This is a genomic window from Mycobacterium sp. IS-1496 (assembly GCF_001499995.1).
GTDB lineage: Bacteria > Actinomycetota > Actinomycetes > Mycobacteriales > Mycobacteriaceae > Mycobacterium.
In genome coordinates, this window is sequence record NZ_LQIU01000023.1 from 213,305 (window position 1) to 236,370 (window position 23,066).

At 71.3% G+C, this 23,066-nt stretch carries 20 protein-coding genes; 6 read left to right on the forward strand and 14 right to left on the reverse strand.

What is annotated here, in order from left to right; all coding sequences use genetic code 11:
* Positions 1-70: 70 nt before the first annotated feature.
* Entirely contained in the window at positions 71-1,090 is a 1,020-nt protein-coding gene (locus AU195_RS14150) for a DNA topoisomerase IB (protein ID WP_059159679.1), read from the forward strand.
* Here the strand turns inward: AU195_RS14150 and AU195_RS14155 are convergent.
* The 9 genes from AU195_RS14155 to AU195_RS14195 are packed head-to-tail and all read right to left on the reverse strand — an operon-like array spanning position 1,084 to position 11,248.
* Positions 1,084-2,379 carry a UDP-glucose dehydrogenase family protein gene (locus AU195_RS14155; RefSeq protein WP_059159680.1) on the reverse strand — a complete coding sequence of 432 codons (1,296 nt, stop codon included), beginning with the start codon at positions 2,377-2,379 and terminating at the stop codon, positions 1,084-1,086. The genes AU195_RS14150 and AU195_RS14155 overlap by 7 nt on opposite strands.
* A complete protein-coding gene (locus AU195_RS14160; RefSeq protein ID WP_286149247.1) occupies positions 2,376-3,329 on the reverse strand; it encodes a glycosyltransferase family 9 protein in 954 nt (317 codons plus the stop codon). Before AU195_RS14160 ends, AU195_RS14155 begins: the two co-directional genes overlap by 4 nt.
* Positions 3,320-4,027, reverse strand: coding sequence for an SDR family oxidoreductase (locus tag AU195_RS14165; RefSeq protein WP_059159681.1), 708 nt, complete (start codon positions 4,025-4,027; stop codon positions 3,320-3,322). Before AU195_RS14165 ends, AU195_RS14160 begins: the two co-directional genes overlap by 10 nt.
* A gap of 16 nt (positions 4,028-4,043) precedes the next feature.
* Entirely contained in the window at positions 4,044-5,450 is a 1,407-nt protein-coding gene (locus tag AU195_RS14170) for a PfkB family carbohydrate kinase (RefSeq protein ID WP_059159682.1), read from the reverse strand.
* Positions 5,443-6,045: a D-sedoheptulose-7-phosphate isomerase gene (locus tag AU195_RS14175; RefSeq protein ID WP_059159683.1), complete on the reverse strand. Its 603-nt coding sequence runs from the start codon at positions 6,043-6,045 to the stop codon at positions 5,443-5,445. Before AU195_RS14175 ends, AU195_RS14170 begins: the two co-directional genes overlap by 8 nt.
* The gene (locus AU195_RS14180; protein ID WP_059159739.1) at positions 6,042-7,049 is read right to left on the reverse strand and encodes a glycosyltransferase family 9 protein; all 1,008 of its coding nucleotides are present in this window, start codon (positions 7,047-7,049) and stop codon (positions 6,042-6,044) included. Before AU195_RS14180 ends, AU195_RS14175 begins: the two co-directional genes overlap by 4 nt.
* Before the next feature lie 37 nt (positions 7,050-7,086).
* Positions 7,087-8,592 (reverse strand): HAD-IIIA family hydrolase, encoded by a 1,506-nt coding sequence (locus AU195_RS14185; RefSeq protein ID WP_059159684.1) that lies wholly within the window; start codon positions 8,590-8,592, stop codon positions 7,087-7,089.
* Positions 8,589-10,244: a carbamoyltransferase family protein gene (locus AU195_RS14190; RefSeq protein ID WP_059159685.1), complete on the reverse strand. Its 1,656-nt coding sequence runs from the start codon at positions 10,242-10,244 to the stop codon at positions 8,589-8,591. The genes AU195_RS14185 and AU195_RS14190 overlap by 4 nt, the downstream gene beginning before the upstream one ends.
* A gap of 11 nt (positions 10,245-10,255) precedes the next feature.
* Positions 10,256-11,248 (reverse strand): UDP-glucuronic acid decarboxylase family protein, encoded by a 993-nt coding sequence (locus tag AU195_RS14195; RefSeq protein WP_286149252.1) that lies wholly within the window; start codon positions 11,246-11,248, stop codon positions 10,256-10,258.
* A gap of 73 nt (positions 11,249-11,321) precedes the next feature.
* On the opposite strand from AU195_RS14195, the gene AU195_RS14200 reads away from it, so the two are divergent.
* On the forward strand, positions 11,322-12,206 hold the full coding sequence (locus AU195_RS14200; protein ID WP_059159687.1) for a glycosyltransferase family 2 protein: 885 nt from the start codon (positions 11,322-11,324) through the stop codon (positions 12,204-12,206).
* 5 nt (positions 12,207-12,211) lie between these two features.
* On the opposite strand, the gene AU195_RS14205 is transcribed toward AU195_RS14200, so the two are convergent.
* Entirely contained in the window at positions 12,212-13,447 is a 1,236-nt protein-coding gene (locus tag AU195_RS14205; protein ID WP_059159740.1) for a glycosyltransferase, read from the reverse strand.
* Between the two features lie 20 nt (positions 13,448-13,467).
* Positions 13,468-14,409, reverse strand: a complete 942-nt coding sequence (locus tag AU195_RS14210; protein WP_286149248.1) for a glycosyltransferase — start codon at positions 14,407-14,409, stop codon at positions 13,468-13,470.
* A 173-nt stretch (positions 14,410-14,582) separates the two neighbouring features.
* Between AU195_RS14210 and AU195_RS14215 the strand changes: the two genes are divergently transcribed.
* Both AU195_RS14215 and mbp1 read left to right on the forward strand, forming a co-directional pair.
* Positions 14,583-15,440: an SDR family oxidoreductase gene (locus AU195_RS14215; protein WP_059159689.1), complete on the forward strand. Its 858-nt coding sequence runs from the start codon at positions 14,583-14,585 to the stop codon at positions 15,438-15,440.
* 64 nt (positions 15,441-15,504) lie between these two features.
* Positions 15,505-15,741, forward strand: coding sequence for a microaggregate-binding protein 1 (gene mbp1, locus AU195_RS14220; protein ID WP_011854970.1), 237 nt, complete (start codon positions 15,505-15,507; stop codon positions 15,739-15,741).
* Between the two features lie 61 nt (positions 15,742-15,802).
* On the opposite strand, the gene usfY is transcribed toward mbp1, so the two are convergent.
* A complete protein-coding gene (gene usfY, locus AU195_RS14225; RefSeq protein WP_059159690.1) occupies positions 15,803-16,111 on the reverse strand; it encodes a protein UsfY in 309 nt (102 codons plus the stop codon).
* Between the two features lie 78 nt (positions 16,112-16,189).
* Positions 16,190-16,534, reverse strand: coding sequence for a hypothetical protein (locus AU195_RS14230; RefSeq protein ID WP_286149249.1), 345 nt, complete (start codon positions 16,532-16,534; stop codon positions 16,190-16,192).
* A gap of 145 nt (positions 16,535-16,679) precedes the next feature.
* Here AU195_RS14230 and AU195_RS14235 point away from each other — a divergent pair, with 145 nt between their 5' ends.
* Positions 16,680-17,336, forward strand: coding sequence for a restriction endonuclease (locus AU195_RS14235; RefSeq protein WP_353612157.1), 657 nt, complete (start codon positions 16,680-16,682; stop codon positions 17,334-17,336).
* Here the strand turns inward: AU195_RS14235 and lat are convergent.
* On the reverse strand, positions 17,230-18,552 hold the full coding sequence (gene lat / locus AU195_RS14240) for an L-lysine 6-transaminase (protein ID WP_059159693.1): 1,323 nt from the start codon (positions 18,550-18,552) through the stop codon (positions 17,230-17,232). The two genes, AU195_RS14235 and lat, sit on opposite strands and share 107 nt — an antisense overlap.
* Positions 18,553-18,655: 103 nt before the next feature.
* Here lat and AU195_RS14245 point away from each other — a divergent pair, with 103 nt between their 5' ends.
* Entirely contained in the window at positions 18,656-23,011 is a 4,356-nt protein-coding gene (locus tag AU195_RS14245) for a cation-translocating P-type ATPase (RefSeq protein WP_286149250.1), read from the forward strand.
* Positions 23,012-23,066: the final 55 nt, after the last annotated feature.

The following is a 23,066-nucleotide window of genomic DNA, read 5'->3' on the forward strand; positions in this document are numbered from 1 at the left end:
CATGGTCTGCCTTCCATACCCCGGCGACCGCCGGTGCCAAACCCGTAACGCCGATCACAGGTAGGTGCCGATGCGACTCCGGCGCAGCGTAGTCAACGGCCCCGGGCTGCGCCGGGTGCGCCGCGGCAAGGGCTTCTCGTACCAGGATGCGAACGGTGAGACCGTCACCGATCAGAAGACGGTCGACCGGATCAACGCCCTGGTGATCCCGCCCGCGTGGAAGAAGGTGTGGATCTGCCCGTATCCCAACGGACACATCCAGGCCGTGGGCACCGACGCGGCGGGCCGCCGTCAGTATCTCTACCACCAGCGGTGGCAGGAGGAACGCAACGAGGAGAAGTTCGACCGGGTGCTGCAGATGTCGTCGGCCCTACCCGAGATGCGGCGGCAGATCGCCGCGGATCTGGGGGGACGGGGTTGGCGACGCAACCGGGTTCTCGGGCTGGCACTGCACCTGCTCGACCTCGGCTACTTCCGCGCGGGCGGTGACCAGTACGCCGAGGAGAACAACTCGTTCGGCATCGCGACCCTGCTGTGCGAACACGTCAAGCTGCAGCGTCAGGCCGTGGAGTTCGACTACCCCGCCAAGAGCGGGGTGCGCCGCACCCTGGTCATCGACGACCCGGAGGTGGTGAAAGCCGTACGGGCGCTGCTGCGTCACCCCGACCGGCCCGAGCGTCTGCTGGCGTGCCGTAACGGCGACGGGTGGGCCGAGATCCACTCCGACGACCTGAACACCCGGTTCAAGGAGTTGGTGGGTGCGGACTACTCGGTGAAGGACCTGCGCACCTGGCACGGCACCGTGCTGGCGGCCGCCGCGTTCGTCGACGCCGACCCGCCGGTCAACAAGACCGTGATCAAACGCGTGGAATCGGCGGTGATGAAAGAGGTCTCCGAAGCGCTCGGCAACACCCCCGCGGTGGCGCGTGCCTCATATGTGGATCCACGGGTGGTCAACGGTTACGAGTCGGGCTTGACCATCGCCGCGGCCGCCCGGCGGGCCGAGCGTGCCACCCGCCCCGACGAGCGTCAGGCGGTCCTCGAACGGGCGACCGCACGGCTGATCCGCCGGGTCGCGAAGAGTCAGTAGCCGCCGCGGGTGCCGTTGCCGAGGCAGGTCAGCCCCGCCTCGGTGAGCGCCGCGGCGTCGAGCAGGTTGCGCGTGTCGACGACCACCGCGCCCGGCGCCTGTTCTGCGATCCGAACCCAGTCCAGGTCGCGGAACTGCGGCCACTCGGTGAGCACGACGATCGCGTCGGCACCCTTGGTCGCCAGGTAGGGATCGTCGACACCGACGACGGTCGCGCGGCGCAGCATCTCGGTGTCGATCCCGGCGAGCCGCGGGTCGTAGGCGGTGACCTGCGCACCGCGGGCGACCAGTTCGGCGCACACGGTCAGCGCGGGTGAGTCGCGTACGTCGCTGGTGTTCGCCTTGAACGTCAGCCCCAGTGCCGTCACGCGCGCCTCGGTGATCGGCGGGTCGACGGCGCGATCGATCGTGTCGGCGATGCGCACCGACTGGGCCGCGTTGGTGGCGCGGGCGGATTCCACTTCGGGCAGCGCGACGCCGTATTCGCGTCCGGTGTGGAGCAGCGCGGCGGTGTCCTTCGGCAGGCACGAGCCGCCCCAGCCGGGGCCGGGTTGCAGGAAGTGCGGGCCGATGCGCACGTCGGCGCCCACGCAGCGGGTGACCTCGGCGACGTCGGCGCCGACCTGTGCGCACAGCCGGGCCAGGGAGTTCGCGTAGGAGATCTTGACCGCCAGGAACGCGTTGCTCGCATACTTGGCGAGTTCGGCGCTCTCGGGGCTGGTCCGCAGCACCCGGCCCGGCGGGTAGAGCGACGCCACCGCGTCGGCCGGGCGGGCGTCGTCGGAGCCGATCAGGATGCGGTCGGGATGGCGGAAGTCACCGATGGCATGGCTCTCCCGCAGGAACTCCGGGCTCGAGACGACGTCGATTCCGCTGCGGCGCAGACGTTCGCCCACCCGCCTGGTGGTGCCGACCGGCACCGTGGACTTGAGCGCGACGATCGCGCCGGGCCGCAGAACGCCGACGAGCCCGTCCACGGCGGATTCGACCGCGCGCAGATCGGCCGAACCGTCGGACAGGCTCGGAGTGGAGACACAGACGAACACGACGTCGCGGTCGGCGAGCTCGGCATAGCGGGTGGTGAAGTGCAGGGTGTCGGTCCGCAGTCCCCGCTCGAGCAGTTCGGGCAGGTCCGGTTCGTCGATCAGCGGGACGCCCGCGGCGAGGTGGCGCACCCGGGCGTCGTCGACGTCGACGCAGACGGTGTCGTGGCCCCGCTCGGCCAGGCACACCGCGCTGGTGAGCCCGACGTAACCGGCGCCGATCACCCCGACCCGGAGCGTGGTCACACCCGCTCCCGCAGAAGCGTGCCGACGGCGTCGAGGACGTCGGTCTCGGTGAGCGCCAGCAGCCCCGGATCCGGTTGCCCGCCGTGGGGGTCCCCTTCGCTGCCTGCCCACAGCGCCACGTGGGGGCCCGAACCCCGTGGGCCCCAACGGCTCGGTGGAGTCGGTCCGAACAGCAGCACCGACGGCGCTCCCGTTGCGGTGGCGATGTGGCCGATACCGGTGTCGCCACAGATCAGCAGCCGGCAGTCGCTGATCAGCGCGATCATGCCGAGCAGCCCGACCGTGCCCGCGAGCACCGCGCCGGCGGGCAGACCGGCGCCCGAAGCCACTGCGCGGGCCAGGTCGAGTTCGCCTGCATCGCCGGTGATCACCACCTCGTGCCCCTCGGCGTGCAGCGCGGCCGCGACGGCGGAGAACCGCTCGGGGGGCCAGCGGCGGGCGGGGAACGCCGCGCCGGGGTGGATGACGACGACGCCGGTGCGGTCGGGGTGGCCGTGGGGCCGCGAGATCGTGAGATCCGATGAGTCGCACGGTATCCCGGCCCACTCGAGGAGCCCGCACCAGCGGTCGACCTCGTGCGTGTCGGCCTTCCACGCGGGCCCCTGCAGTCCCGGGAAGGCGTCGTGGCGGTGGGTCAGGATGGAACGCGGGTTGACGGCCAGCAGATCGCGGGTGCTCTCCGGACCACTGCCGTGCAGGTTGACCGCCAGCGCGGGTGGGGTGCGCAACGGATGCAGCCGGCCCAGACCCGGGGTGGGCTCGACCGCGTCGACCGCTCCGATGAGCTTGACCAGACCGCAGAAGCGTTCCGGGGTGGCCAGCACGATGTGCGCGTCCGGGTAGGCCCGGCGCAGACCCCGCAGCGCGGGCACCGCGGTGAGCAGATCGCCCAGACCGAGCGCCCGCAACACCAGGATGGTGTCGCCCGCGGCGGGGTGGTTCAGGGCCACGACGACTCCGTCGGGGCACACACCACCAACTCCCGTACCTCGCACCCGACGGGCTGGGTGAGCGCGAACACGACTGTCTCCGCGACGTTCTCGGGCTGGTTGAGCTTGGCGTCCGGCGGCGGCTTGTACTGCTCGTCACGGTTGTCGAAGAACGCCGTGTGCATACCGCCGGGGATCAGCGTGGTGACGCCCACCTCACCGGCCAGCTCGGCGGCCAGCGCCCTGGTGAAGCCGATGACACCGAACTTCGACGCGCAGTAGGCGGTGGCGTCGCTGACCGCTTTGATGCCGAGGGTGGACGCCACCGTGACGATGCGGCCGTGGGTGGTCCTCAGGTACGGCAGCGCCGAACGCACCACCGCGGCGGTGCCGAGCAGGTTGACGTGGATGACCCGTTCCCAGTCCTTGACCGGGACGTCGCCGAGCTTGCCGCACGCGTCGGTGCCCGCGGCGGTGAACACCCCGTGCAGTCGGCCGTCGACCCGCTCGGCCAGTTCGCGCACCGCGGCGTCGACCGCGCCGGTGTCGGCCAGGTCGCACTGCGCGAACGCGATGTCCTCGCCGAGCTCCGCGGGTAACGGGTTCACGTCGATCGCCAGCGGTGTGCCACCGTGTCGCCGTACGGCTTTCACGGTGGCGGCGCCGAGGCCGGAGGCGCCGCCGGTGATGAGGATGTTGCCGAGCTCCTGTGAGGTCATGCGTGGTCCTTTCGGGTCACGACCGCGCCGCGTGCGTCGAGTTGGCGGCCGCGATCAGATTTGATGAGGAGTAGCCGGCGACGGTGGGCAACAGCACCACCTCACCGCCATGCCTGCGCACGACGCCGGCTTCGGGCAGATCGTTCTCGGTGTAATCGCCGCCCTTGACCCAGATGTCGGGCCGGAGCCGTTCGAGCGCCTCTTCGGGTGAGGACTCGCCGAAGATCACGACCGCGTCGACGCACGCCAGCGCGGCCAGCACCCGGGCGCGGTCCTCGGCGGCCATCACGGGCCGGCTCGGCCCTTTGAGCGCCCGCACGGACTCATCGGAGTTCAGCAGCACCACCAGCGCGTCGCCGAGCTGACCGGCCTGGTGCAGCAGCCGCACGTGGCCGGTGTGCAGCAGGTCGAAGCATCCGCCGGTGGCCACCAGCGTGCCGCCGCGCCTGCGGAGCCGGTCACGTACCTCGGTGACGTCGCCGGTGAGCGCGCTGGATTGGCCTGCGCCGCGGCGGTGTCCACCGACCGCGACCGCGCGCGAGACGCCGACGGCGCCGCCGGTGGCCACGAACCGGCTTGCCGATTCGACGGCTGCGGCCACCGCGGCCGCGGCGTCGTCGCCGACGCCGAACGCCTGGGTCGCCGCCACCGCGAACCGGTCGCCGGCACGGCAGGGGTCCCGGCGACCGGTGGACACCCCCGCCGCCACGGGCACCGGGATGTGCACGCTGCCCGCCTCGCTGGCCAACACCGCTCCCCCGGCGCCGAGGGTGACGCACACCGCGTGGGCCCGCCACCGCTGACGCAGCCTTTCGGCGGAGTGCGCGTCACTGTCGCCTCGCTCGGAGAACCGTTCCGCCTCGGACTGATTCGGCGTCACCAGCCAGCAGCCGGCAATCGGCGCGGCCCCGCGTGGATGCGGATCCCACACCACCGGCACCCGCTCGACCACCTCGGTCAGCAGTTGCCGCACACCGGGATGCGCGCAGACACCGCGGCCGTAGTCGGCCACGCACACCGCACGCGCCTGCTGCACCACCGCGGCCACCTCGTCGGGCAGCTCACCGCCCGCGGCGGTGCCGTCGCCGTGGTCGAGCCGCAGCATCGACTGGCCTTCGGCGCGGATCCTGGTCTTGCACACCGTGGTCCCGGTGAGCGGCAGCGCCACCACCCGCACCCCGGCCTCCTCGAGCAGCGCCATCAACGCGTGCCCGTCGGCATCGTCGGCCAGGGCGGTGACCAGGACGATGTCGCGGTCGACACGAGCGGCGAGCACGGCGGCCAGGCCGGCGCCGCCGGGGCGGTGCCAGACCCGTTCGGCGTCGACGACGGGCACCGGCGCCTCCGGGCTCAGTCGGGTGGCGCTGCCTTCGATGTCGACGTCGAGCATCGAGTCGCCGATGATGACGAGGGGTTCAGCCATGAGGAGCCTCCAGCCGGCCGTGGGTGTCGAGCAGGTCGCTGCCCAGCAGGACGTCGTCGAGGGCGATGCACAGCGCGTGGACCAGGAGCAGGTGGATCTCCTGCACCGTCGCCGTGGTGCCCGCCTCGACACAGACCGCGTCGTCGCACATGGCGGCCAACGGGTTCGGTGCCGGACCGGTCAACGCCCACGATGTCAGGCCCAGTTCGTGGCCGGCCTTGACGGCTGCCAGGACGTTGGGGCTGGTGCCGCTGGTCGACAGGGCGACCAGCACGTCACCGGGGCGGCCATGCGCGCGCACCCCGCGGGCGAACATCTCCTCGATGCCGTAGTCGTTGCCGATCGCGGTCAGCGCGGAGGTGTCCGCATGCAACGAGATGGCCGACATCGGCATTCGTTCGTCGCGGAACCGTCCGACGAGTTCGGCGGTCAGGTGCTGCGCCTCGGCGGCGCTGCCGCCGTTGCCACAGGCCAGCAACCGGCCACCGGCCGGGAGCACTTCGGCGAGGTGACGGCCCCACCTGGTGAGCCGGGGCGCCTCGACGCCGATCCGGTCCACCGCATGCGCGAGTGCGGAGATGTGGGTCTCGATCATGGTGGTCCTCCCAAACGATCGACCGCGGTGAGCAATTCGGTGTCGGTGATGCCGTCGAGGCAGGGGTGGCCGGGCACGGGGCAGGTGCGGGCGCGAGTGAGCCGGCACGGCGCCTCCTGGTCGCCGAGCCGAACGACGTTGCGTCCGTACGGTGCCCACTGCGACGCGGGGACGACCGGTGCGAACAGCGACACCACCGGCACGCCGACGGCCGCGGCGAGGTGCGCCGGCCCGGTGTTGGGCACCACCACCACCCGGGCCGCCGCGTACAGCGCGGCCAGCGTGGGCAACGTGGTGCGGCCGCCGAGGTCGACGGCCAGGCCCGCGGCGACGGACGCGGTGAGATCCTTCTCCGCCGCGTCCCCGGTGACGACGACCCGGTGTCCGGCGGCGGTGAGCGCGCCGACCATCTCGGCGCTGCGGTGCGCGCTCGGGCGGCGGGCTGGGACCGCCGCTCCGGGATGGAAGACGACATACGGCCCCGCCGCGATGATCTCGGCGAGTTCGCCGCGCAGCGGTGCGGGTGGCCGGAGCCGCAGCGCGCCGTCGTCGCCGGCGGGCAGTCCGCAGCGCTCGGCGACGGCCAGCGACAGGGCGCGTTCGGGCTCGGGGACGCCGGGTTCGACGTGGTGACGCAGGTCGAGCAGGGTGCCCGGATAGTCCTCGCTGATCGCGCCCACCCACGGCACGGAGGCCATCCTCAGGATCAGCGCGAGCGGCAGCGGCGACTGGTGGAATGACGTGAAGACGAACGCTCGGTCCGGCCGGATGTCGCGCAGCTGCTTGATCAGCGATTCGACGTGGCCGGCGGTCAGCTCGGGTGAGTCGAAATCGACCCACGGCGCCTGCCATTCGACGATCTCGTCGACACCGGGCAGCAGTTCGGCGGCGGCCCGGCCGCGGGGGCCTGCCAAAAACGTCACCGAATCGTGGTGGTCGGCGACCGCGCGCACGGCGGGGCCGGTGATCAACACGTCACCGGCGCTGTCGAGTCGGGCGACCAGAGCTTTCAACGGGACCGTCTCCTCTTCGCGCAAGCGCTCATCGGGTGTCCCTCAGGACCATCTCGACCGCATCGGTCAACGTCGCGGCCACCCGCGCCTTCGTGCGCGCCTCCGAAACCTCCTGTGGCAGTGTGCGTTCTGTGGGTACGAGCACAGCATCGGCGCGCGCGGACAGCGCCGCGTCGACGTCACCGCCGGTGTCGCCGATCATCACGCACCGTTCCGGGTCGACGCCGAGCGCCTCGGCCGCGGCCTGCACCATGCCGGGCGCCGGTTTGCGGCATCCGCAACCGTCGCCGTTGTCGTGGACGCAGACCTGCCACGAGTCGAACGGCCCGAGTTCGGCGTCGACGCGCGCGTTGACCGCCGCCAGTTGGTCGTCGGTGATCAACCCCTTGGCGACGCCGGACTGGTTGGTCACCACGGCGAGCAGCAGGCCGCGACCGCGGAGCCTGGCCAGGGCGTCCGCGGCACCGGGCATCGGTTTCACGCCTGCCGGATCGTTGAGGTAGGGGCCGTCTTCGATGATGGTGTCGTCGCGGTCCAGCAGTACCGCCAGCGGCGGGTCTCGCCGCGCACCGCGGAACGTCCACTCGCCGCGCAGGCGGTGGCCGACGGCCGCGGGCGGGATCAGCGCGCTCGTCACGAGCATGCGCCCGGCCTCCGGCAGCGTGCGGGGCCCCGCGAAAAAGCGGCGGGCGGTGAACTCGAGGGTCAGCGCCGCCCACGCGGCGGCGCCGAACCCCGCCGTACTGCGTCGGCCGGTCAGCGCGCCGATCGCGGCGACGGCGGCCGCGGCGATCGTGGCGACGTGCGCGGGCATCCGGCCGCGCCCCTCGCCGACCGCCTCCCGCCAGCGCCTGCCGTGTTTACGCCGCATCAGCGCGTTGTCGCGGTTACCGATCTGCGCCCGCACACTGCTCATCAGCGTGGCCCGGGCGACGGGGTGGGTGGACCGCCGGGCGCCCTGGGTGATGATGTTGCCACGCAGCGTGATTCGCAACGCGATGTCGGAGTCCTCCCGGTAGGCACGCGGGAAGCGCTCGTCGAATCCGCCGACCTCGACCAGGACGTCGCGCCGGTAGGCCATGTCCGCGGTGATCCACCGTGCATCGGCGAGCCGCAGCGTGCGCTTCTCGTCGTCGGTCGCCGGCCGCCCCTCGGTGACGGGTACCTCGATGACCGCCTGGGTGCCCGCGGCGCCCGAGGCGTCGGCGCCGCGCAGGTCCGCGGCCAGGGCGGCCAGCCACCCTGGCTGGGGCACCACGTCGTCATCGACGAAGCACACCCATCGGGTGGTCGTGGCCCGCCATCCGGTGTTGCGCGCCGCCGCCGGACCGCGGCCGGCGCTGCGCAGCACGGTCAGCGGGAGGCCGCTGTCGACCTGAAGGGCGGGTGCCGGGGCCGGCCGGTCGTCGACGATCACCACCGACTCGGGGTGCGGCCCCTGCTCGGCCTCGAGCGCGCTGAGCAGCCGGTGCAGCGACTCCCGGCCGATGGTCGGGACGACGATCGAGAAGGAGGCGGTCTTGGCGGACGTCACACCGGCCTCCGCACCAGGTACGGCCCGATCGCCAGCACGTCGATGGGGCTGCTGCCGAAGCATTCGAGGGCATCGCGCGGGCTGTCGACCATCGGACGCCCCGCGGTGTTGAAGCTGGTGTTGACGACCACCGGCACACCGGTGCGTTCGGCGAACCGGCTGATGGTGGCGTGCAGGAGCGGCTGACTGTCGTCGACGGTCTGGATGCGCGCGGTGTTGTCCACGTGGGTGACCGCGGGGATACGGGAGCGCCAGTGCTCGGCGACCTCGTGCACGAACAGCATGTATCGGCTGGGGATCGGCCCGTCCGAGAAGATCTCGGCGGCCCGCTCGGCGAGCACCATGGGCGCGACCGGCCGGAACTGCTCGCGGCCCTTGACGGTGTTGAGCCGCTCCAGGTTCTCGATGCGGCGCGGGTCGGCCAGCAGCGACCGGTTGCCCAGCGCGCGCGGCCCGAACTCGGCCCGGCCCTGGAACCAGCCGATGAGCTTGTCGTCGGCCAGGGCGTCCCCGACGGCGGCGGCGTAGCCGTCCGGACGTTCGAACGGCACCGCCGCCTCGCGCAGCGTCGCCTCGATCTCCTCGTCGGAGAAGCCGCGGCCCAGCGCAGCCGACCGCATCGGCCTGATGGGTTCGCCTGCCTCACCGGCCAGTGAGAGCGCGGCACCCAGCGCGGTCCCCGAATCCCCGGCGGCGGGTTGCACCCACACGTGGTCGAATCCACCGCGGGCGAAGATCTTCGAGTTGGCGACGCAGTTGAGCGCCACGCCGCCCGCCATGCACAGGCTGTCGGAGTCGGTGCGCGCGCGCAGCCAGCCGACCAGTTCCAACAGCACCTCCTCCACCACGTGCTGCACGCTGCACGCCAGGTCCGCGTGGTCGGGTTCGGGCCGGTCCAGCGCATGGCCCTTGCCCGCACCGGCGCGGCGCTTGGGGGTGAAGGACTCCCAGTCGATCGGCTCCGTGCGGAACCCGCCGTCGCCGGTGGCGTAGACGTGTTCCCGCAACCGATCGGCGAACCTCGGCGTGCCGTAGGACGCCATCGCCATCACCTTGTACTCGTCGCTGGAGCGGGCGAACCCGAGGTGCTCGGTGAGCTCCTCGTAGAACAGCCCGAGCGAATGCGGCAGGGACTGGGTGGCGAGCACGTCGATCTTCTGGTCGCGGTAGGTGCCGGCCAGCATGGAGGCCCGCTCACCGCGGCCGTCGACCACGAGCACGGCACAGTCGGGATGCGGTGAGGCCAGCGCACTCGACGCCGCATGCGCCACGTGGTGGCGGACGTGGCGCACGATGCTCGGGTCGAGCCCGGGCAGCGCCGACTGCAGGAACCGCGGAGCCCGTTCGGCATACAGCGTGCGCAGGTACTCCCAGTCCCGGTCGAGTCCGGCCATCCCCGTCGTCGACTCGTCCATCAGGCTTGGGTCGTAGGAGTACCCGACGGCGTCGAGGTCGCCCGGTGTCAGCCCGGCCTGTTCCAGACACCAGCGGGCGGACTGCACCGGCATCTCCCAGGTGGAGAACGGAACGGCCTGCTTACCGTGTTTGCGGCGGGAGAACCGTTCCTCCTCTGCGGCCGCCACGATCTCGCCGTCCACCACGAGGGCGGCGGCCGGATCGTGGAATACCGCGTTGATGCCGAGAATTCGCATCCGTCGCTCCCTCAACTCGCTGTCTTCGACTGCGCTACCGCGTATTGCGACGCGGCATCCGCCGACCGGAACCACCCGATCGTCTGGGCCAGCCCGTCCCGGTAGGGCACCCGCGGCTCCCACCCGAGGTGCTCGCGCGCCACCGCGATGTCGGGGCAGCGGCGCTGGGGGTCGTCCTCGACGGCGGGCAGGAATTCGATGGCCGACTCGGCCGCGGCGAGGTCGCGGATGAGTTCGGCGACGTGCTGCACCGTCACCTCGTGCGGGTTGCCGAGGTTGACCGGGCCGGGATAGCCCGAACGGGCAAGCGCGAGCAGGCCTTCGACCGTGTCGTCGACGAAGCACAACGACCGGGTCTGCCGGCCCGATCCCGTCACGGTGATCGCCTCACCGGCGAGCGCCTGACGGATGAAGGTGGGCACCATCCGGCCGTCGTGCGACCGCATCCTCGGGCCGTAGGTGTTGAAGATCCGCGCCACACCGACGTCGGCGCCCCGCTCCCGGCGGTGCGCGAACGTCAGCGCCTCGGCGTACCGCTTGGCCTCGTCGTAGACGCTGCGCGGACCGACGGGATTGACGTTGCCCCAATACGTTTCGGTCTGCGGGTGTTCCAGCGGGTCGCCGTACACCTCGCTGGTCGACGCCAGCACCAGCCGTGCGTCGTGGCGTTCGGCGATCTCGAGGGCGTTGGCCGTCCCCATCGCTCCGGTGTGCAGCGTGTGCACCGGCAGGCGCAGGTAATCCGCCGGCGAGGCGGGTGAGGCCAGGTGGAACACGACGTCGACCGGATCCTGTAGACCCGGCCCCGTGAACGGTTCGGTGATGTCGTGGCGCACGAACCGGTATCCCGGATGATCCCGCAGCAGGTTCTCCGCATTCGGCGCACTGGTCGACAGATCGTCGACGCAGACGACCTCGACGCCACTCGCGAGCAACCGTTCACACAGGTGGCCACCGACGAATCCGCAGCCACCCAGCACCAGGGCCCGGGTCATGTCATACACCACGGCGCAATACCCCCGGAGTAGTCGGGAAAACGCCGTTTGCCGTGCGCCCCGGCGGGTACGGACAGCGGCCATGGGTCGACGGAATCCGCCGCGGACCACGTTCGTGATCGCCAGCCGGGACCGGGCTGACGAGCTGACATCCGTCGTGACCCGACTGCTGGACACCACCGAGTGCCCTATCACCGTGGTGGACAACGATTCCCGCGATGACACGGTCGCCCGGATCTCGCGGATCGCAGCCCGCGCCGCGGGCCGGGTACGGCTCGTCGCGCTGGACGAGAATCGCGGCGCGGTGGGGCGCAATGCCGGCGTCGCGGCGAGCGACACCCCGTATGTGGCGTTCTGCGACGATGATTCGTGGTGGCAGCCCGACGCGACGGTGATCGCCGAGCAGACCTTCGACTCCTATCCTGGTGTGGGGTTGCTCGCGGCCCGCACGATCGTGCTGCCTCGTGACGAGGAGGACGACTTCAGCCGGATGCTCGCCGAGAGTCCGCTGGGTCACCCGCCGCATCTGCCTGGCCCCGCGATCCTCGGGTTCATGTCGTGTGCTGCGATCGTGCGCAGGGCCGCGTTCGAACAGGCCGGCGGCTTCTCCGGCATCCTGCACTTCCGCGGCGAGGAGATGCTCCTGGCGGTCGACATGGCGACGCTCGGGTGGGACCTGTGTTACTGCCCGGCGCTGGTGGCGGTCCACCAGCCGTCGCAGGTCCGGGCCACCACCGCCGCGCAGGCCGCCCGCGTCACGCGCAACGACGTCCTGACCACGTGGCTCCGTCGACCCGTCGGCCACTGTCTGCGGGCCGGCGCAACGCTGCTCGCCGCGGCGCTGGGCGACACCGAACACGCCAGGGCCGCAGGCGAAGCCGTACTCCGTCTGCCTGCCGTGCTGCGCGGGCGCCGACGTCTGCCCGACCGGATCGAGCGGGCGCTCGAGCTGCTGGAGTCCCGGTGACGCCCTCATACCGATGACGCGGTCGTCGCGGACGTCTTGGATGCCTGCGGCTGATAGGCGGCGGGCACCAGCCGGTCGTAGATGCGCAGGGTGTCGGCGGCGATGCGGTCCCACGAGTACCGGGCCCTGGCACGGTCACGTCCCGCGGCGCCCAGGCTCTGCCTGAGGAACTCGTCGTGCAGCAGGGTGTTGATCGCATCGGCGACCTCCCCCGGGCGCTTCGGGGTGACCAGCCGCCCGGTGACGTCGTGGACGACGGTGTCGAGCATCCCGCCGACTGCGGCGGCCACCACGGGCACCCCGCACGCCATCGCCTCCAGCGGCACGATGCCGAACGGTTCGTACCACGGGGTGCAGGCGACCACGTCGGCCGAGCGCAGCAGAGCGGGCATGTCCGCTCGGGCCACCGCCCCCTGGAATACCACCCTGTCGCCGACACCGAGCCGCTCGGCGAGTTCCCGCAGCCGGCGGGCCTCGGGATCGGCCTCCACCTCGCTGCGGTCAGGCCCGCCGACCAGGACGAGTTCGGCGTCGGGGATCGCGGGCAGCGCACGGACCACCACGTCGAAACCCTTGCGCGGCACGAATCTTCCGACGCTGACGATGCGGTGCCGCGCGCCGCGTTCGGCACGCGGACCGTCCGGCGTGAACAGGTCGAGGTCGACCCCGCACGGCACCACCGAGATCCGGTTGCGTGACCGGCCGAGGCGCATGAGCTCGAACACCTCGTCGGTGCATGTGGCAGCCACCCAGGTGGCGGTGCGGGCCACCATCGCCTCCAGCTTGAGCCGGTCCTCGGGGCTGGTGTCCTGTGCGCCCTGGTGACGGCGTTTCACCACACCGAGGGCGTGGAAGGTCTGCACCGCGGGCAGATCGAGATGCCGGGCGGCCAACTGGGTGGCGATACCCGACATCCAGAAGTGCGCGTGGGCCACATCGGGCCGGTCGGCACTCCACTGCTCGTCGAGGAACTGCGCGAACGGGCCCATGTGGACCAGGAGTTCGTCCTTGGGCAGTCGGCGCGCAGGCCCGGCGGGTACGTGCACCACGGTGTAACCCTTTGCGGTGGTCACTCTTTCGGGCAGATCCGGGTCGTCTCGGCGGGTGTATACGCTGACGTCGTGGCCGCGGCGTGCCATCGCGGCCGACAGTTCGGCCACGTGGACGTTCTGACCGCCCGCGTCCACGCCCCCGAGCGCCGCCAGCGGGCTGGCATGTTCAGAGACCATTGCGATCTTCATCGGCTTCCCTCCCCGCGACGTCATCTGCAGCAGTCGTCGATCAACCGGTCCCAGTCGCCGAGGAACCGGTCGAGCGAAAAGTGCGCCATCGCGAAATCTCGCGCCGCCTTCCCCGCGGCACCTGCCGCGGGCGGATCGGACACGAACCTCTCCAAGGCCGATGCCAGCGTCTCGACATCGGCACTCACCACGCCCGCCTCGGCGGGCACCACCAGGGGAGCCATCGTCGAGGCGACCGCCACGACGGGCATCCCCAGGAACATCGCCTCCAGCAGCGACAGCCCCAGCGACGTCCAGCGCGCCGTGTGCAGGTACACGCGGCGGCGTGCCACGTCCTGCCACAGTTGCGGCCCGGGGACGTCTCCCTGCGCGCGGACGCCGGGCCAGTTCCGGTCGGCCAGTGCGGGGGTCGCGATCCCCCACACGTCGATCGGCACCCGCGCGCCCAGCGGCGCCAGCAGGTCCGTGCCGACTGTTCGCCACCGCCGCACCGGTTCGTTGATCATCGTCGCCGCCGCCGCGATCTCACCGGTGTAGCGCAGTCCCGGGTCGGCGATGCCGTGGTTGACGACCAGCGTCGGCGCCTTGCCGGTGTCCCACATCAGCCGGTTGAAGTCCGTGACGTGGACGACGGGGATGTCGCCGCGGTCGGCAAGCGGGTGGACGCTGTCGACCGCGAACGGCCGCGGCGCGTTGTGTTCGACGAACACTGCGGCCACGTCCACCCCGGGACGGCGCCCGGTCCACCGTTCGGTCAGATCGATCTCCTCGGGGCGCTGCAGCACCACCAGATCGATGTGCTCGTCGCGCAGGCGTTCGACGTCGACCTCCCGGGCGCGCGGCCAGTCGCGGCCGAGCAGTCCACGGCCGTCGGCGTCCTTCGCCTCGTTCACGGGGATCAGGTAGCGATGACGGCCCGACACCAGCGCCTGCGTCCAGGAGCCGTGGACATGCCACGTCATGATGGAGCGCTCCCCGAAGGACATGAGGCGGTCGTACCCGGGGCACTTGTCGGTAAACGTCGAACGTTAGAGATTTCGCTTCCCGTCGGCCACCGGGTTCGCGAAGCGGATGCCACCTGCTCGGACGTGCCGTTCGCCGTTTGACGGCGCCGCGGCGGGTTACCCCGGCGCACATGGCTGATTCCGCACCGACGCCCGACGGCGTGATTCCCTACCCCGGCGACACCTCCGAGATGTCCGAACGCCCACGCGACGAGATGAGCGACTATGTCGGCCGCGACCTGCTGGCGGGTAAGCGGGCACTGATCACCGGGGGCGACTCCGGGATCGGCCGCGCGGTCGCCGTCGCGTTCGCCAAGGAGGGCGCCGACGTGGCGATCGCCTACCTCGAAGAGCACGCCGACGCCGAACACACGGCGGCGCTGGTCGAGCAGTGCGGGCGCCGAAGCCTGCTGCTGCCCGGCGACCTGGCCGAAGCCGAGCAGTGCCGGTCCGTCGTCGACCGCACGGCCGCCGAGTTCGGCGGCCTCGACATCGTCGTCAACAACGTGGCCTACCAGAACCCGACCGAATCGTTCACCGACATCACCGACGAACAGTGGCGCCGTACGTTCGCCGTGAACATCGACAGCTTCTTCCGGGTCACCAAGGCTGCGCTGCAACACCTTCCCGACGGCGGCGCGATCATCAACACCAGTTCGATCAACGGTCTGCGCGGGAACAAGACGCTGATCGACTATTCGGCCACCAAGGGCGCGGTGCTGGCGCTGACGTACTCGCTGGCGCAGTCTCTCGCGGACCGCGACATCCGGGTCAACTGCGTCGCGCCCGGTCCCGTGTGGACCCCGCTCATTCCCGCGACGATGGACGTCGAGAAGACCGAGAACTTCGGCGAGCAGACGCCGATGGGCCGCGCGGCCCAGCCCGACGAGATCGCACCGTCGTACGTGTTCTTCGCCGCAGGCAGGCTGTCGTCGTACTACAGCGGCGAGGTGCTCGCTCCGACCGGTGGGGAGACGCTGCCGGGGTGACCGTTTAGTGACGACGAGATCGGGCACCCTCTGTGCACGTGTTCGATCTAGGCGAAAGGTGAGTATGACCGAGAAGAACAGTGGTCCCGAAGAAGGCATCAAGGGCGTCGTCGAGGACGTCAAGGGCAAGGCCAAGGAAGGTGTCGGCACGGTCACCGGCCGCGACGACATGGTCCGCGAGGGCAAGGCCCAGCAGGACAAGGCCGACGCTCAGCAGGATGCGGCCCGCAAGGAAGCCGAGGCCGAGTCGGCCCGCGGTGGTGCGAAGGCCGCCGAGGAGCGTCAGAAGAGCGAGCAGTAACTCGAGCTACGAAAAAGGCCCAGCCGATCGGCTGGGCCTTTTTCGTGTCTCGGTGACTGCGTCAGCGCGACGGCCGCTGACGCTCGACTTCGGGATGCTCCGCATACCAACGCTCTTCGATGCCCTTGACGCGGCGATGCTCGATCAGCAACCACGCGCCGGCCACCACGAACACCACAGCCGAGATACAACCGAACACCACGCCGACGGTGTGGTTGGAGGTGGCGTGCGCCGCCAGGGCGGCGACGAACGACACGAGCGCCAGCCCGAGAAGAACCAGCGCAGGCATGTTCTTGGTGTCCTTCATCGTCTCACCGGCATGCGGACGGGTTGTCCGCGCGTGGTCGACAGGATCGTCTGGACTCTTCATGGATAATCCTCCTTCAGCACCACTACACCTACCCGAAGACCATTGCGGCGAAACGAACGTCGTGGTGGGGCGTCGCCCTCAGCCGAGGACCGTCGGACCGGCGAGCACCGGCGCCCCGGTCGCCGCCACCAGCACCATCAGCGTCAGCAGGACGAAACCGGACGCCTGCCAGGCCCACCAGTTCTCGGTGCGCCTGCGCTGCTGCATCGCCCGCGCGAACGACCGCACCGCACCGACCAGGAGAATGACCGGCGCCCCGAGGGCCAGCAGTGCGCGCTGCGGCGCACCGCAGGCCAGCGCGTCGGCCACCGACCCGCCACAGGTGCTCACCCACACGGCGGCGACGGCGAGGAAGGCGCCGGCCAGCAATGCGACGGCGACCGTGGAGCGCACCACGTGGCGCAGACCCGCGATTTCGCGCACATCGTGCGGACTCTGATACACCCTGCACCCACCGAATTCTCGCCAACTTCGACAATTTCGGGTGTTCCCCCAGGTGAGCGCGCGGTAAACCTTCCTTTCGCTGTGTCGTCGGCGACACGTCGGCCGGCGGTCGTACGATCCCGCCGTGTCCCGTACCAGTCGCCTCAAGATCTACGCAGCGCTGGGCGCCGCATCGGGTATGGGCGCCTACCTGCTCGGCTGGCCCGCCGAACTCGCCGTGGCGCCGGCCGTGGCGGTGCCGCTTCTCGTCGCCGCCGCGCCCCGGTTCCTCCTCGGCGCCATCTCGGGGGCCACCACGTCGTCGGCGCCCGAAGATCAGATGTCGGGCACGGAGTTCGAGGACCACATCGCACACGTCGCCCGCTCGTGCGGGGTCCCGGTGATCATGACCCCACTGACCGGCGACTGGGGCGTCGACCTCGTGCTCGGCCGTCGTCCCCACCGGGTGGCCGTACAGTGCAAACGCCAGTCGCGTCCGGTCGGCACGAGTGCGGTCCAGGAGGTGGTCGCCGGTGCGCCGATGCAGGACTGCACGCGCACCATGGTCGTCACCAACAACGAATTCACCCCTGCCGCGCGCAAACTCGCCGAACGTCACGGGTGCGAGCTGGTGGGCCGTCAGGAGATGCCGCGGCTTCGTTCCACGATCCGTCGCCTCACCGAGCGCACCGATGTCAGCGCAGGGCCTCGCGCACCGCATCCACCGCGGCGTCGAGTTCCTCCCGCGACACCGTCAACGCCGGACGGAACCGCACCGAATCCACCCCGCTCGCCAGCATGATGACCCGCCGCTCCCACAGCCGGCGGATCAGGGCATCGCGCTGCGCCTGTGTCGGCAGGCTGAACGCACACATCAACCCACGGCCCCGCACATCGCGAACCACACCGTGGAATTCGAGCGCGAGTTCGTCGAGCCGGGCCTGCAGGTAGCCGCCCGCGTGCGCGGCGCGCGCCGGCAGGTCGTCCGCCTCGATCACCTCGAGGATGCGCCTGGCCCGCACCATGTCGGCGAGGTTGCCACCCCAGGTGGAGTTGATGCGGGAGCTCACGGCGAACACGTTGTCGGCGACCTCGTCGACGCGCCGCCCCGCCATCACCCCGCACACCTGGGTCTTCTTGCCGAACGCCACCACGTCGGGGGTGATGCCCATCTGCTGGTAGGCCCACGGCGTCCCGGTGATCCCGCAGCCGGTCTGCACCTCGTCGAGGATCAGCAGGGCATCGAACTCGTCGCACAGCGCGCGCATCGCAGCGAAGAACTCCGGCCGGAAGTGCCGGTCGCCGCCTTCACCCTGGATGGGTTCGGCGATGAAGCAGGCGACGTCATCCGGGTACGCCTCGAACGCGGCACGCGCCTGGCGCAACGACTCCGCCTCGAGCACCGCCATATCGGCTCCCGGCCGGATGAACGGTGCGTCGATGCGCGGCCAATCGAACTTCGGGAACCGCGCGACCTTGTTCGGGTCGGTGTTGGTCAGCGACAGCGTGTAGCCGCTGCGTCCGTGGAACGCACCGCGCAGGTGCATCACCCGCGTGCCGAGAGCGGGGTCGAGGCCCCGTGATTCGTTGATGCGGCTCTTCCAGTCGAAGGCGACCTTGAGCGCGTTCTCCACCGCCAGCGCGCCGCCGTCGACGAAGAACAGATGCGGCAGCGCCGGGTCACCCAACACCCGGGCGAAGGTGTCGACGAACCGTGCCATGGGCACCGAGTAGACGTCGGAGTTGCTCGGTTTGTTCACGGCGGCCTGGGCGAGTTCGGCGCGAAACGCGTCGTCGGTCACGAGCGCGGGATGGTTCATGCCCAGCGCCGACGACGCGAAGAAGGTGAACATGTCGAGATAGGGCTCACCGGTGCGGGCGTCGACCAGATACGAGCCCGCCGACCGGTCGAGGTCGAGCACGAGGTCAAGGCCGTCGGCGAGGATGCTGCGGGCCAGTACGTCGTGCACCCGCGCCGGTGCGACTGCAGCGTCGGGGCCCGTCAACATATCGGTCATAGCGATACTCTACCGAATATTTTCCGGTATACGGTCCCAGTTGGGCAATAGATTCCTATCAGGCGCGCGTGTGGCGGAGGTGGTGCCCGGGTACCGCGAGGGGGTGCCCAGACCCCCCGGCATCGGTGTGCTGACCGCGCCGCTGCGCGCCGCCGATTCGCTGTTCCGCACCACCGCCGCCATCGCCCTCGAGGCGCTCGGAGGGCCCACCGCGCGGCGCTGTCAGGCGGCCGGCGGCCGGTGCTGGGTGGAGGTGCGCGGGCTCGGCGGCGAGCACGGCGCCGCGGTGGCCGCCGAGGTCGTGCGGGCGGTCAAGGAGTTGCCGGGGGTGCGATCGGTCGCGCTGAACACCACCGTCGCGCGCATCGTCGTCGCCGTCGACAACGACGGCCCGTCACTGCCGCAGCTGCTGCGCACCGTCGACGAGGCCGAGCGGACCGCCGACGCCGGAGCGCGCCGGACCCGACCGATGAACCTTCCGGGCGACGATGCGGTCCTCGCGGCGCGCACTGCGGGCGCGGCCTTCGCCGTGGCCGGGCTGGGCCTGTCGGTGACCGCGACCATGCTCCGGTTGCGCGGGCTGCCCGATGTCGTCTCCGCCGTGCCGACCCTCGTCGACCACATGCCCCGGCTGCGCAAGCAGGTCGAGGGCAGGCTCGGACCCGACGGCACGGATCTGCTGTTCGCCGCCGCCCATGCCACCATGGCGACGCTGGCGGTCTCGCCCGTCTCGGCTGCGGCCGAAGCCGCCCAGCGCACCATGCTGGCCGCCGAGGCGTGGAACGACCGCGCGGCGTGGCGACGCCACGAACCCGCGTTGGCCCGGCACGCCTCCGACGACCGCCCACCCACCACACGGGTCTCGCCGCCCGAGGGCGCTCCGGAGCGATATGCCGACCGGGCGGCGGCGATCGGTGTCGGTGCAGGCCTGACACTCGGAGTCCTGTCGGGCAATCTCGCGACGGCGAGTGAAGCGGCCGTCGTGGCGGCGCCCAAGGCACTGCGCACCACCCGCGAGGCGTTCGCCTGCGCACTGAGCCGGGGATTCACCGCGCAGCACGGCGGCCTGGTGCTGCACCCCCGCGCGCTGCGCACCCTCGACCGCATCGACACCGTGGTGATCGATCCGCGGGCGCTGCACACCGACGAGCTCATGGTCAGCCGGGTGCGCGGGCTGACGAACTCGCATCGCAGCCGGGCCTGGCAGGCCGCGCGCAAGGCGCTGGCCGACGGAACACTGGGCGACGGTTGGCATCCCATGTCCGACGTCCCGGACGCCGGGACGGACGGCGAGGTCCTCGTCAGCCACGTCCGTGACCCCTACGCCGCGGCGGTCGTGGCCGAGGCCCGCCGCACCAGACCACGCGTGGTGTCCATTGCCTACGACGGATTACGGTCGCTGGCGCAGGGATTCGACCACCTGCACCGCGTCGGCGACTCGCCCGACGACGCGCTCGCGGCAGCTGTGGCCGCGGCCAAGGACGATGGTGCGACGGTCCTGCTGATCACCACGGCCGACATGACCACACCGCACGCGGCGGACGTCACGGTCGGCGTGCTCCGGGAAGGACGGCCGCCGCCGTGGAGTGCCGACCTGCTCGTCGACGACCTGACCGGGGCGTGGCGGGTCCTGCACGCGCTGCCCGCCGCCAGGGCCGCGAGCGAGAAGGGTGTCGAGCTGTCGTTGTCGAGTTCGTCCGTCGGCGCCCTGATGCTCATCCCGGGAGTGCCCGGCCGGGGACCCGTCTCGGTCCACGCCGGTGCGATGGCGGGCCTGCTCTCCGGCGCCTCGTCCGGCCACCGCGTGTTCCGCGACCCGCTGCCGCGCGCCGAACCGGGCCACGACTGGCACGCGCTGCCCGCCGACGAGGTGGCGCACCTGCTGCCGCGGCGGGAGCCCGCCACGGACGAGGGCCGCCGCACGCTCGTACCCGAACCCGTTGTGGGCGCGGCACATTACGTGCGCGACTTCGTGAGCGAGGTGCGCGCCAACCTGGCCGACCCACTCACCCCGATCCTCCTCACCGGTGCGATGGCCAGCGCCCTGCTCGGCTCCCCCTTCGACGCCGCACTGGTCGGCGGGGTGCTCCTCGGTAACGCCGCGCTGTCGGCCGAACAGCAACTGCACGCCGAACGGATCCTGCGGCGCCTGCTGGCCGTGCAGGATCCCCCGGCCCGCAGGCGATTCGGCCACGACGAGGCCGACGGCGACGAGGCCGTGCCCGCCACGCGGCTGCGTCCGGGCGACGTGATCGACGTCCGTTCCGGCGAGGTGGTGCCCGCCGACGTCCGGCTGACCGAGGTGGCCAACCTCGAGGTGGACGAATCCTCGCTCACCGGTGAGTCGTTGCCGGTCGCCAAGGAGACCGAGCCCGCGCCCGGCGCCCCGCTCTCCGAACGGTCCTGCATGCTCTACGCCGGATCCACCGTGGTAGCGGGCAGCGGCGTCGGCATCGTGACCGCGGTGGGTCCGGCCTCGGAGATGCAGCGGGCGCTTGCGATGGCGCCGTCGAAGTCGCGGGAGATCGGCCTGCAGGCCCAGTTGCGCCGCATCACCGGGCGGGCCATCCCCTGGAGCCTGGGCGGCGGTGCGCTGGTCGGGCTGCTGTCCGCGCTGCGCCGCACCCCACTGCGCGACTCCGCGGCCAGCGCCGTCGGTGTCATGGTGGCCGCGGTGCCCGAAGGACTGCCGTTGGTCGCCACGCTTGCGCAGCTGGCTGCCGCGCGACGGCTGTCCGGTGAGTCTGTGCTCATCCGCAACCCGCATTCGGTGGAGGCGCTGGCGCGGGTGCAGGTGGTGTGTTTCGACAAGACCGGCACCTTGAGCGAGAACCGGTTGCAGGTCAAGGCATTACGGCCGGTCGAGGGCCACACCGGAACCGACGTGCTGACCAAGGCGGCCAGCACCATCGTCGTCCGCAACGGCCGGCGGACCGAACACGCCACCGATGCCGCCATCCTGCGCGCCGCGGGCGCCGACGACCCGGACGCCGGAACGCGGGAGCCCGACGCGGTGCTGCCGTTCCAGTCCGGCCGCCCGTACGCGGCCGCGCTGACCGGAAACCGGCTGACGATCAAGGGTGCACCGGAGCGGATCACCGCGGCGCTGGCCGACGACCACGGCGGCGACAACGCCGCGCTGTCGACGCTTCTCGAGGAGATGACCGCACAGGGCCTTCGGGTCCTTGCCGTCGCGGAGTGCGACATCAGCGACAGCGACGCGCGCAGGGCGCTGAAGGACCCCGAACGGCTCGAGCAGCTGTGCACGAGAAACCTGAGGCCGGTGGGCGTGGTCGGGCTGGCCGACACGCTGCGGCCCAGCGCGGCGGATCTGCTGCGGGCGCTCGACGACAAGGGCATCGGTGTACGGCTGATCACCGGTGACCATCCCGTCACCGCCGCCGTCGTCGCCGGCGATCTCGGCCTCGACGTCACCCCCGACGACGTGGTCACCGGTGACGAGTGGGAGACCATGTCGGCCGACGAGCGCGCCACCGCGGTGACCGAACGCGCGGTGTTCGCCCGGATGACGCCGGAACACAAGATCGACGTGGTGCAGGCGTTGGAGGACAGCGGTGTGGTCACCGCGATGGTCGGCGACGGCGCCAACGACGCGGCGGCGATCCGGGCGGCCAGCGTGGGCATCGGGGTGGCCGCGGCCGGCAGCGACCCGGCCCGTACCGCGGCAGATGTGATGCTGCTCGACGGGCGCATCGAGGCCCTGCTCGATGCGATCGACGAGGGCAACCAACTCTGGCGCCGCGTGCAATCGGCGGTCTCGGTCCTGCTCGGCGGCAACGCGGGCGAGGTGTGCTTCGCACTGATCAGCAGCCTGCTGACCGGCCGCTCGGTGCTCAACGCACGTCAAATGCTGCTGGTCAACATGCTCACCGACGCGCTGCCTGCCGCGGCACTGGCCGTCAGCCCGCAGTCGGACAACGGCGCCGCCGACCGCGACGAGGCGGCGATGTGGCGGGCGATCGGGATTCGTGGCGCGGCGACCACGGCCGGGGCGACCGCGGCCTGGCTGATGGCCAGCGTCACCGGAACGCAACGGCGGGCCGCGACCGCCGCGCTGATCGGTCTGGTGTCCACCCAGATGCTGCAGACGCTGCTGGATTCGCACGGCCCCCTGGTGGTGGCCACCAACGTCGCCACCTTCGCCGCGATGATCGGCATCATCAGCACCCCGGTGGTCAGCCAGGTGTTCGGCTGCACGCCGGTCGGACCGTTCGGGTGGAGTCAGGCGTTCCTCGCCGCGGCGGGCGCGACCGCGATCTCCGCGATGGCCCCAGCGCTGCTGGAGCGCCTCACCGGAACGCCGTCAGTCGTCGTCGATGACGACGACCCCGGCGCGGACGAGGACGGCGTAGATCTCGCACATGGCCGGGGTGAGCACCCGGGCGGCGCCGCCGAGCAGCGCATCCTGGCCACTGCTTCGAACGAGGCCGGCAAGTAGGTTCGCCATGATCGACGACGCTAGATCCCAACGAGAAACGGAAGGTGACGCCGAG